The sequence below is a fragment of the Chloroflexota bacterium genome, from assembly GCA_026710945.1.
Lineage (GTDB): Bacteria > Chloroflexota > UBA11872 > VXOZ01 > VXOZ01 > VXOZ01.
In genome coordinates, this window is sequence record JAPOQA010000043.1 from 1 (window position 1) to 11,504 (window position 11,504).

General features: G+C 60.0%; 9 protein-coding genes. 2 read left to right on the top strand and 7 right to left on the bottom strand.

Translation table 11 applies throughout. The features are described 5' to 3' along the window. From OXE05_08910 to OXE05_08920, 3 genes are all read right to left on the bottom strand, one after another. A partial coding sequence (locus OXE05_08910; GenBank protein MCY4437434.1) for a hypothetical protein occupies positions 1–2,568 on the bottom strand: 2,568 nt, incomplete at its 3' end. 527 nt (positions 2,569–3,095) lie between these two features. Further along, positions 3,096–4,259, bottom strand: coding sequence for an LL-diaminopimelate aminotransferase (locus OXE05_08915; protein MCY4437435.1), 1,164 nt, complete (start codon positions 4,257–4,259; stop codon positions 3,096–3,098). A gap of 344 nt (positions 4,260–4,603) precedes the next feature. Further along, complete coding sequence (locus OXE05_08920; protein MCY4437436.1) at positions 4,604–7,087, bottom strand: DPP IV N-terminal domain-containing protein; 2,484 nt, start codon at positions 7,085–7,087, stop codon at positions 4,604–4,606. Positions 7,088–7,207: 120 nt separating this feature from the next. Here OXE05_08920 and OXE05_08925 point away from each other — a divergent pair, with 120 nt between their 5' ends. Continuing rightward, positions 7,208–8,413 (top strand): NHL repeat-containing protein, encoded by a 1,206-nt coding sequence (locus tag OXE05_08925; GenBank protein ID MCY4437437.1) that lies wholly within the window; start codon positions 7,208–7,210, stop codon positions 8,411–8,413. A 162-nt stretch (positions 8,414–8,575) separates the two neighbouring features. Continuing rightward, entirely contained in the window at positions 8,576–8,956 is a 381-nt protein-coding gene (locus tag OXE05_08930; protein ID MCY4437438.1) for a hypothetical protein, read from the top strand. Between the two features lie 257 nt (positions 8,957–9,213). Here OXE05_08930 and OXE05_08935 read toward each other — a convergent pair whose 3' ends face one another. From OXE05_08935 to OXE05_08950, 4 genes are all read right to left on the bottom strand, one after another. Further along, positions 9,214–9,825, bottom strand: a complete 612-nt coding sequence (locus tag OXE05_08935; protein MCY4437439.1) for a hypothetical protein — start codon at positions 9,823–9,825, stop codon at positions 9,214–9,216. 114 nt (positions 9,826–9,939) lie between these two features. Next, entirely contained in the window at positions 9,940–10,302 is a 363-nt protein-coding gene (locus OXE05_08940) for a hypothetical protein (GenBank protein ID MCY4437440.1), read from the bottom strand. 4 nt (positions 10,303–10,306) lie between these two features. Next, positions 10,307–10,696 (bottom strand): hypothetical protein, encoded by a 390-nt coding sequence (locus OXE05_08945; protein MCY4437441.1) that lies wholly within the window; start codon positions 10,694–10,696, stop codon positions 10,307–10,309. Positions 10,697–10,751: 55 nt separating this feature from the next. Next, the gene (locus OXE05_08950; GenBank protein ID MCY4437442.1) at positions 10,752–11,258 is read right to left on the bottom strand and encodes a hypothetical protein; all 507 of its coding nucleotides are present in this window, start codon (positions 11,256–11,258) and stop codon (positions 10,752–10,754) included. Between the last annotated feature and the right edge of the window lie 246 nt (positions 11,259–11,504).

Below are 11,504 nucleotides of genomic sequence, written 5' to 3' on the forward strand. Positions count from 1 at the left end.
CACCGCGCGCGGGAGCTCCAGCGTTACGGTCGTATCCTCGCCGTGGGCCTCGAAGAGGCGCAGCATCCAGTTGCCGGGGCGGTCCGGGTGCTCCTGAATGGTGGTGATGACCACGTTGGGCGCGTCCGTGCGCACGAAGCTCTCGGAGTCGCTGAGGAACGTATTGCCCGCAAACGGCTGCATCGGCGCCGCGGTCGCGAGCTTGGCGGTCTGCAAGGGGTTCCAGTGCTGCCAGCCGACGCGCTCACCGTTGGCGCTCCGCCAGCCGCCGTCGTGCGGCACCAGCGTCGCGTGGTACGTGTGCACGCCCAGGTTCGGGTACTCGAAGAACGGCGTGCCACAGGAGTACGCCGTGCGGATGAACATCGGGTAGACCGACGTGCCTTTTATGGTATGCACACAGTTGCTCGTGCCCAGCGTGACGCCGTAGTCGCTATTGGAAACATCCAGCCACTTCTGCACCCAGCGTGAGCCGTCGCCCCGATACGTATTCGGCACCTCATCCTTGCCGAACACCACGTTGGCATAGGGCACTTCATACGTGACTTCACCGCCCGGCACGTTGTAGGGCAGCGCCACCCGCCCCTGCGTATTTTTCGAGCCGTTCCAGTCGATGGTGGTGGTGAGGTCCACGCGCGGTTCGTGGTTGTGCAGGCGGATTTCCTGCACGATCGGCGCTTCCAGCACATGGCTGCGCAGGCAGACGGTTGTCCAAATGGGCCCGCGCTCGACCCATTGCACCTGGGTAGGACCGTCGCTCGCCCGCCATTCGCGGCCGGTGAAATTCGTATCGGCCAGCCAGTCTTCGCCTCTGGCCTGCACTTCCAGCGCCTCATCGGTCGTTGGCACTTTCATGGCCTGCTCGTCCTGGGAGTCCTCCAGGTCAAAGCGCAGGTCTTCCAGCACCACCACCTCGTTGAAGAAATGGTCTGCCTTGGCGGCGAGCTCAACACTGGATCCGTCCGCCCGCTTCCACTGCAAGCTCTTGACCATACCGCCGGTAACGTCCAGCCGGAAGTGATCGTTCTCGACCACGTGCGCCATGGTCATGCGCCGCGTATTCTGGTCGCTGGCGCCGACCCGTGGCTCCAAGTAGAAGGCCTTGACGCCCAAAGACGGCACGTCCTTGGCCAAGAACGCGAAGTCCACCCGCGAATAGCCGAAACCGGCAAAGTCCACCCGGTCGTCGCCGGCATTTTGCGCCTTGATGACCTGGCACGGCATCTCGTTGCCCTGCCCGTCGGTGACGCGGATGCCCGTGACGTTATCGCCGCCAAACTCCATGTAGTCCACCACCACCTCCGAGCGGTCCCAGTTGAGCGGGTTGTTGACCAGGATTGTGCGCGCTTCGTCGCTGGGCGGCGTGTAATTGACGTGGGTGGCAAACTGGTTATTGGCCTCCCTCGCGATCTCCATGCCGATCATGCGGGCGTGCACGGCGGTCTTGTAACGCACGTCGTCGTTGAGCTCGCCATGCCTGCCCCCAACGTTATGGTCGTGGCAGTTGTAGAGGTCTTCCCACGCGGGATCGAGCTCGGCGCGCGGGTACGCGCCCAACCCCAGCAGCCCACGGATTGCCGACAGTTTCTCCGCCGTGGCCAGCGCATTCTCCGCGTGGCGCGCTTCCAGATAGACCCGCGGCGCGAACGCCGGAATAGCGTAGAAGGCGTACGGGAAGTGGCCGCCGTAGACGGGCAGATCGTCCAGCTTGCCGGTGCGTTCGGCGGCTTCAAAGAAGTCCGTAATGGTGGAGAAGGTGAAGTTCAGCTTGCCTTCGTCGGTAAGTTTCTTGGCCGCGGCTACCATGTCCTCCGGTATTGGCGGGCGTAGGTCGGACTGCCCCATCATGAGCAGCACGGGCAAGGGCCAGAGACGCATGGCCTGCGAAATTGAATACACTTCCGGCTCATCACCCTCATACTCGGGCAGCCAGCCGAATTCCGGATTGGTAAGTAAAAAAGCCCAGCCGTAGTTGTTGAGGTGGTTGGCCGCCAGCACCCGCGAGCCGTCCGGCGCCTCCCACCAGTGGACGGGGGAATACGGTCGGAAGCGCGTATACGAGAAGTATTTGACGCCGGCTTTGGCGAGCAATTGGGGCATCTGCGGTGTATGGCCGGGGAGATCGGAGTGCTGCGCCGTGGGAAGGTCGCAGTCCAACACATCGCGGGCGAAGCGCTTGGCGTGCACGATCTCGCGCACCATGATCTCGCCGTCGAGGATGTCCTCCATGTAGCCCACCATGGCGGCGGTGGTCTCAAGCTTGCGCTCCTTGACAAGCTGCTTCACCGTGGGCAGATACTCTGGAAAACGTGCCAGGAAATGGCGCAGAAACGCGGCGTACTCGACGGTGAAGCGGTAGTCCGGCACCGGGCCGGTGATAGCGTCGATGGAGCCTTTTATCAACTCGTCAGCGTAGGCGAGGCACTCGGAGATGCCCGCGCACCAGCCAAAGTCAAGATGCGCGCCCGGGACGATGAAAATCTCCTCCGGCAACGTGATCTCATCGAAGGGAACTACGGTCGCCTTGCGGACGCTGTTGACCTCGGCAGGCCAAGTCTTGATTGCCATGGGATCGTCCTTCTCCTTCTGTTGCTATAGAGCGGAAACGTTACGTGCTTGTCAATCCTGGCCTCTCTCCCCCAATTCCAGCAGTCACTCCTTCATCCCAGTACTCTTTCAGTCACACCGGCATTCTCTCCGTCATTCCTGTAAGTGTCAGACAATTCGTTGACAGAATTCTCTCCCAAATTGACAGTGTTGACAGATCATGTCATTCCGAGCGGAGCGAGGAATCCAGGGCCCATGCAACGTGTCGCCCAATAGACTCAACATCTTAGATTCCTCTCTTCGCTGCGCTCCGTTCGGAATGACATGTGTACTGTTCATGTAGAGTACTGCGTTCAGCTGCTTTTGTTCTCAATTCTGTCAACGAATTACCTGACATCTACAATTCCGAGCGGAGCGAGGAATCTAGAGTCCTAGGTGCACGACATTCCTCGTCGCCAAGCTCCTCGGAATGACTGCCACATTGCTGTCTAGAGGCTAGTCCCCCCGCCTCTTGGCCCAATGGGCAGAAACCGATCGGGGCAGGGTTCCTATGTCTTCACCGCTGCTAGCCGTTCCATGGCTTCCTGCAGCCGGTCGGTGGGGCAGGCCAAGGAGATTCGGAAGTAGCCCTCGCCCGCATCGCCAAATCCGACGCCGGGGGTGATGACAAGACCGGCCTCGTCGAGCAAGCGCACAGAGAAATCGATGGCGGAGATGCCCTTGGGCGTCGGCGACCACACATACAGGCTGGCCTTGGGCTTCTGCGCGTTCAGACCCATGCTCTCCAGCGCGCTCAGGATGAGGTCGCGGCGCTCCTGGTAGATGGCGTTGCGCTCGTCGATCCACGACTGCGGCGTCTCGTTCAGCGCCACCACGCCGGCCTCTTGCACCGCCCGAAAGATGCCGGAATCGATGTTCGTCTTCACCCGGCCGAGCGCCTCGATGATGTCCGTATTGCCCACCGCCATGCCGATGCGCCAGCCGGTCATGTTGTAGGTCTTGGAGAGCGAGTGGAACTCGATACCCACGTCCATGGCACCGTCCACTTCCAGGAAACTCAGCGGCTTGTAACCGTCGAAGCAGACCTCCGTATAGGCCGCGTCATGGGCGATGATGAGGTCGTGTTCCTTGCCGAACGCCACGCACTCCTCGAAGAACGAGCGGGGCGCGACCGCTGCTGTGGGATTATTCGGATAGCAAATCCAGAGCAGCTTTGCGCGCTTGATCACATCGCTCGGTATGGCGCCGAGATCGGGCAGGAAGTCGTTCTCTTCTCGCAGCGGCACGTAGTAGGTCTCGCCATCGGAAAAGAGCGTGCCGGTGTGGTAGACCGGATAGCCGGGATCGGTGGCCAGCACCACGTCGCCGGGGTCAACCACCGCCACGGGAAAGTGCGCGATGCCTTCTTTGGAGCCGATCAGCGAGACCACCTGGGTCTCCGGGTCCAGCTTCACCCCAAACCGCTGGCCGTACCATGCCGCCACGGCTTCCCGAAACGCCGGCAAGCCCTCGTACTCCGGGTACTGATGGGTGTAGGGCTTGGCCGCGCCGGCAGCCAGCGCATCGATGACGTGCTGCGGCGTGGGCAGATCGGGGTCGCCGATACCCAGCGAAATGACGTCCACCCCCTCTTTCCGCTTGGCCGCAATGCGCCGGTCCACTTCGGCAAACAGATACGGCGGTAATTTTGCTATCCGATTCGCAAAACGCATGAATGTTTCCTCTTTCGTGTACACGCGTTCCTAGCCAATGTTAAAGGGAGAATTGGGCCTCCCCAAGTGCAAAACAGTTGCAGTATACGGTATCACGAAACGACAGAAAGGGTGTAGTTTCGATGCCGGCCGACTGCCTGCCAATTGGCTCAATGCTTGCGGCCTGCCTCCGGCCGGGCGCGCTACATTACTCAAAGTACGCAGTTTGTGCTTCGACAAGGGCATTGCGAAGCCCACTCAGCACGAACGGACGAGAAATATCTCGGACTTTGCCGAATGGATGTGCCACGGCATCTACTGGATGGGTACGCCACGGCCTTTCATCAAAAGAAACGCCCCGAACTCTACGGTGACCATGCCGGGTCGGCGTCGAGGGCCGGGTTGTCGGTGAGGCGTATGACGTTGCCGCTCGCAACGTCCATCACATAGATTTCGTAATTCAGGTTTCTAATGCTGTAGAAGGCCAGGCTATTGCCATCCGCCGACCATGCGGGGGCGAAGTCGTCCGCCGGGTGGTTCGTCAGCCGGTTCAATTCCGTACCGTCGGCATTAATCAGGTACAGCTCCCAGTTCCCCGACCGTTTACTGGTGAAAGCCAGCTTATGTCCGTCCGGCGACCAGGCCGGCGCCGTATCCGCGGCGCGGTCGCTCGTAAGCCGTGTTTGCTCGCTGCCGTCGGCATTCATCACGAAGATGTCGAAGTTCCGTTCGCGGTCGCTGGTGAAGGCTAGCTTCACACCGTCGGGCGACCAAGACGGCGACAGCTCGCGCCCGCGGTCAAAGGTGAGTCTCGTTTCCGCGCTGCCATCGGCGTTCATCACGTAGATATCTACATTGTTCTGCCGTTCACTATAGAAGGCCAGCTTGCGGCCGTCCGGCGACCAGCGCGGCGCGAAGTCGTCGCCGGGATCATCTGTGAGTTGCGTCACACCGCTGCCGTCCGCGTTCATCACGTAAATGTCGAAGTTCCCGGCGCGGTTGCTTGCAAAGGCAATGCGGCGCGCATCGGGCGACCAGTTGGGCGCCACGTCGTTAGCCGGGTCTTCCGTGAGGCGTGTAAGCGCGCTGCCGTCCGCATTCATCGCGTAGATTTCCCAGTTTTCGTCGCGCAGGCTGGCAAACGCAATCTGTGCCAGACGCTCCTCGTCACCACCCGACACGACGACGAACTGCTTGTTGCCGGCATATCCGCTGCTATCGAAGATGATGGGAATGGCAAAGTCCTCCGCAGCCACCCCGGTCACAACCACCTTGAAGAGTAGTCCAAAGTTGCCGAACGGCAGCGGCGCCGGCCCCGCGGCCCGCCAATACCCCACACTGTCCGGCGGCGAAAGTTCCCAACCTTCCAGCAGCCCCCCCTCTTCCGTTGCTACGAGCGAGACCGTGGCCGGTTGGTCGATAACGAGTGTAAAGCGGAAGTGCTGGATATTGCGCGGCACGTGAAGGGCGCGAACGAACGTGGTTGCGGTCTGCGCTTCCACGTCCACCGTGGGCGGATCTACCGCGATGCGACCCTGGGTATCCGGGCTGTAGATTTCACCAAAAGGCAAAGTGTCACTGGTAAAGACACCGCTGGTGCCGTTCAGTATAGTCTCAATCCGCACCGCGTACGTCCCGCTGCGGCGTAGCGTGGTGTAGCTGAGCTTGTATTGACCGGCGAAGTCGTTCACCAGCGCATTGAATTGCGCCTCAAGCTGCGCCAATTCAGACACGGCGTAGTAGGCCCCGTTCGTCGCTGTTGCCATCGCTCGCAAGCCCATCTCTTGATAAACATCCCCCAGCCCCAGCGGGTAAAGTTGGACGCCGCTCTCCTGCGCTAGCTGCGCAACCTCGTCGCGCGTGCGCAAGCTGCTGGTGTCCCTGCCGTCCGAGAGAAAAACCAAGGCGCGGGTAACGTCGCTTGCAGTTTCTGCCTGAGCCGAGAACAGATCAAGACCGCGCTCAACGGCATCCCACAGGCGACTTGAGCCGGAATCGAAGCCGGATTCGGCAAAACGCCCAACTTCCGTGCGAATCAGGCCTCTATCCGTCGTTGGGAATGCAAGAATCACCGGCTCCGCGCTCCGATCGTGAAATGCAACAACACCCACGCGATGAGCTACCGGCAAACGTTCGAGGGCGCTCTCAAGCGCCTGCCGCATGAGCGTGCTGCCTGCCGTACCGTCCGGCAATTGCCACGTCGTCATGCTGCGCGTGAAGTCAAGAACGAACACCACCTCCAGCGCGAAACGTTCCGCTGAATACACAAAGAAATTGGTTTCCGTATAGTCGATTTCTTCCCACTCATCCGTACCGTCTGCGCGCTCGAAGATGCGCGTTGCGCGCTGCAGCTCCGCCGCCGGCAAGATCGTGGGATTGCCGTCCTGGTCGCGGAGCGAGAAAATCGCCTGCACTTGGCTGGGCTCGTTGAGCAAAACGCGGACGCCCGCAAAGCTGAGCGCCGATTCTGCTGTGGGGGATGGCGTAGCGTCAGGGGTGGGAGAGGGATCCGGTGAAGCCGCAGGCGTGGACGTGGGTAACGTAGTCGGCGTAGGGGTAGGTTCCGGTGTTGGGCTGGGACGTGGTGTGGGGACTGGGGTAGCAGTCACCTCCGGTGTAGGAGGAATCGGTGTGGGCGCCACTGTCGGTGAGGGCCCTGCAGTAGGCGTAGCCAAAGGCGTCGGCGGGATGGAGGTGGCTGTGGGTGCAACCGTGCGGGTGACCTGCGGGAATGGCGTCGGACGCGCTTCCTCAACCGGCGCGACGACATCCGGCCCATCCTCACCACATGCTACGAGCAACAGGCAGAAGCAGCCTAACAAGACAGAGGCGACGTAGCGTCCATTCATCTGTTGTCACCACCCGGCATGAGCCTATCGCCTACTCCACCACATACGCTTGGCGTATAATGAGTCAACACGAGCTTGGGTATACCACGCGTACTCACCACAAGTATTTGCCGAAAGTCTATGTTTCGTCAAACCCAGCCCTCTGCAGCGAAGCCCGCGCCATCACTGCGGGCGCTTGTTATTCTGCTCTGTTTCGCACTCACCCTGCTCCTTCCCGGCCTCCCGGCGCTCCATGCAGCCGGACTTGCACAGGTGCAGGACGACTCTGAAGTCACGCGCCACAGCATCATTACAACGATTGCCGGAAACGGCGTGGCGGGCGGCAGCGGCGACAACGGCCCGGCCACGCGAGCCACACTTAACACACCGGCAAGCCTAGCCATAGACGCCGCGGGAAACGTGTTTGTTGCGGATGCGTTCAATCACCGGATTCGGAAGATCTCGCCGAGCGGCGACATAACCACTCTCGTTGGCACCGGTGAGGCCGGCGCTGATGGAGACGGCGGGCCTGCCGCCGATGCCCGGCTGCGCTTGCCCTTGGGCGTGGCGGTGGACAGCGCAGGCACGCTCTACATTGCCGATACGTACAATCATCGCATCCGCAAGGTGACCTCCGAGGGCATCATCAGCACGATTGCGGGCACAGGTGTATCCGGCTTCTCCGGGGACGGCGGCCCCGGCGCCGCAGCCTTGCTCGCCTCTCCCACCGGCATTGCCGTGGCAAGCGACGGCACCCTCTACATTGCCGACACACGTAATCACCGGGTGCGCAAACTGACGGTAGACGGCACCATCACCACAGTGGCTGGGACCGGCGCTGCCGGCTATAACGGCGACGGTGGGCCGGCGACGCTTGCCCGCCTGAATAACCCCCGCGGCGTGACCGTTTCCGCAGACGGGAAGCTCTATATCGTGGATAGGGAAAACCGGCGTATTCGCATGGTGGATGCCGACGGCCTCATCTCAACCATCGCAGGCACGGGCAGTTCCGGCTTTAACGGCGATCGCGGACAGGCAACCCAAGCCACGCTGCGTGCCCCATACGGCATAGCCGTCGATCCACAAGGCAACCTCTTTATTGCCGATACCTTCAACCATCGCGTACGCAAGGTCACTCCCGACGGCAGCATAAGCACGGTGGCCGGCAGCGACCAGTTCGGCTTCAGTGGAGACGGGTGGGCGGCCGGCTTCGCCACGCTCCACTACCCGCTCGGCCTAGCGGTGGATATTGCCGGAAACCTCTACGTTGCCGATTCCTTCAACCACCGCATCCGCAAAGTCTGGACCAGCGCAGACACCGCTCCCACGCCAAATCTCTTCCTGTGAGCGGTGGCCCACTGATGGACTTCTTCGCAAGCGGATAATTCCTCCGGTGTAGCGACACCCACCTATGCGCGCCTTAGTCGTCCCAGACTGCGATCAGTAATGTCACGACTTCACAGTGCCTTGGTATAATGCGTAAGCAAGGACACAATCTTGGAGGCAACTATGGCGGTCAATGGCAGAAGCAAGTCCACAGAGAGGTACTTAAGAACAAGCCGCCAATTCATCGTGCAAGCGCAAGAGGAATTCGATAGAGGCGACCTGCTGCAGGCATCGGAAAAGGCTTGGGGTGCGGCAGCGCAAGCCGTGAAAGCCACTGCCGAGCGCAGAGGCTGGGAGCATAGCACCCATGCACGGCTCTTTGAAAACGTCAGGAGGGTCTCGCAGGAAACTGAGGACGCGGAATTATACGACCTTTTTCACGTAGCAAATTCTCTTCATCAGAATTTCTATGAAGGTTGGCAAACGGAAGATTTCGTGCAACGCGGCATCCTGCGTGTGAAGATTCTGGTCGAAAGGCTTACTGACCTCGTTACTGAAGAATAGCCTCTTCCTATCCTGTCTGGCGCAGCCTGATCAGAAGACCTCTTGAGTCTGCTAAGTTACACCGCCAGTAAGCCCAAGCGTTCAAGAAAACTCCTCGGGCAGGCAGGCAATTGAGAGTTGAACATACCGACCACTTGAGTGCAAGTTGACTCCCATTTCAATGTTCCATGTACTCTTGATTACCCAAAGTTTCTCGTCCCAGACTTGGGTAAATCACGTTCAAAACACTCGTTAGTCGCGATTGCTTCAGATTAACCCTAATGCACGCGCCGAAAGGCATAGGCATAGGCGCGGCGCGCAAACGCCACACCCCGTCTCGTCCGCTCCAGATACTCCCGCGTAATTGTGCGATCACGTTTCGGCACGAAGTATGCGGCAAGGTCTGACTCCACCAGGCGAAATTGCTCGCCACGGCGCATGATCGCACCAACCAGCACGTAGTCCGGGTCAAGCCTCGCCATGCTTGCGTCACCATGGCTGTTGTTCACCAAGAGCAGGCCTCCGACCTTCAAGAATTGCTTACAATGCTGCGAGACGAATCCCGTGTACTGCGAAATGAGAAGATCAAAGCTCTCTTCAGTCTCCACCAATGCCTGCTCGTAGTCAGCCTTGTGAAAGCGGATGGACGGCTCCCCCGAATACACCTTCCGCTCATTCACATAGTCGCGCACCGCCGGATCGGCAAAGAAGCGCGCCGCACGCCTGTCTGTATCCACAAAGCACACTGAAGGATAGACAAACGCCGGTGTCACGTGGGTGAAGCTGCCGGGGTAGAGCGCACTGCGGCTGGAAAAGCGATCAGCCATGAGCGTAAACAGTCCCAGCCGTTCATAGCCCGTATCCACGTAGTACTTTCTGTAGAGAGCCAACGCGTCTTGCATCATGGCGAGTGTGAACAGTGGAACTGGCTTTGCGCCAAACCAAGAGCTTCATCCACCCTACTGCCGCCCTCTGCTGTGCGTCTGCTTTCTTTCAAGGCGGTCCTACTCTTGCGGATTGACGGTCAGAGGTATAGGAATGCGCACCACGGTTACGACTTGCTTCTCCGTGTCGATGAAATAAACGGTCTCCACCCCTACCTGTGTACAGACGATCTTGATCTGTGAAATGGTCTCGCGGAACGAGAGGTACTCCTGGTAGCCTTGGCAGGTCTGCGCCGGTTCATCGAGCTCATAGAAGAGCACCCCTTCGGGCCAGGGCTGCGGCGAAGGAACAAACGCAGGTGATGCGGCCGCCGCAGTCGGCGTAGGCCAAGGTGTCGGCGCTGGCGGCGGCGTTCCCCGGCATCCAACTAATACCAGAACAAGACTGAGCAGCAGGACTCCCGCGCGGCAAGATGTGACCATTGACTCACGGCATCCCCGGAACCGGCGGCAGCTTGCGGGCAACGGTAATGGTCTGATTTGCCAGATCCAAGATATACACCGTGCCTTTCTCGTCGTTTGTGCAGACGAAGCGCACTTGCCGCACAATTTCCATAGACCGATCGGAAATCGATTCTGGGGACACCTCTACCGGCGCCAGAAGTTCCACGAACCCGGGGCACACCTGCTCGCTCACCGATAGGTCGTGAAAGACAATTCCCTGCTTGCGTAGGCCAAGTGCCAACGCGGGCGATGGCGTGGGCTGCGGTACCGCGGTGGGAGTAGGCTGGGGCGTTGCTTGTGCCTCCGATTGTTCGCCGCAGCCGCTCAGCACCACGAAAAGTACCAAAAGAAAGTGAATGCATGGCTGCTTCACGATACGCCCCGTATTGCATTTGCACGGCCGTGCCCGAACCGGACATTGCGTGCTCTTACGGTATTTCCGGCTCGAGCAAGGGAACTCGTATGCCCGTCACCACAAGGTTGTCCAAGTCCACAAAATACACCGTCTCCACACCGGGACCGGTGCACGTAATCTTGACCTGGGAAACGGTCTGACGGAATCCGGTGAACTCTTGATATCCCGGGCAGGTCTTCTCGATTTCCGTGAGGTCATAAAAAAGAATGCTTTGCGCTTGCGTTGGAGGCACCGGAGTGGCCTCCTCCGGCGCTGCCTCTTCTGCAGACTTCGAAGCGGCGGCAGGTGCAGGTGTCGGGGTTGTGGTCGATTCAGCATCTGCCACTGCCAGAGCAGTCGGCGACGGCACAACCGTCGCCGCGATCGTCGGCGTTGGTGTTACCTCGTCATCTGTAGTCCCGCCGCAACTGACTAACACAGCCAATAGCACACAGACGACAACTGAAAGTCCCAACACTCTCACGTGCCCGCACTCCTCCCTGGCGCCAACCCCGGCAAATCTAGCTCGCGACACATTCATTGTGCCTGTCCATACTGTAGCGAAATTTGCCAGGTGTTGCCACGCCGCAACTGACTACGAATTCCTATGGTCGCTAACGCATCGCTTCGTAGCTATAAGGTAGCATACGGCATTCGGCTCGCGCTCTCGCGCTTGTGTCATTGCGACTGACTCGGGGGGGGGGGGGGGGTTTCCCGGGCCGCCAAGGGTTTTCCCCCCATCCAATTGGGTGCCCACGGGCCCAAAGGAATCCAAGACCTCGCAGAC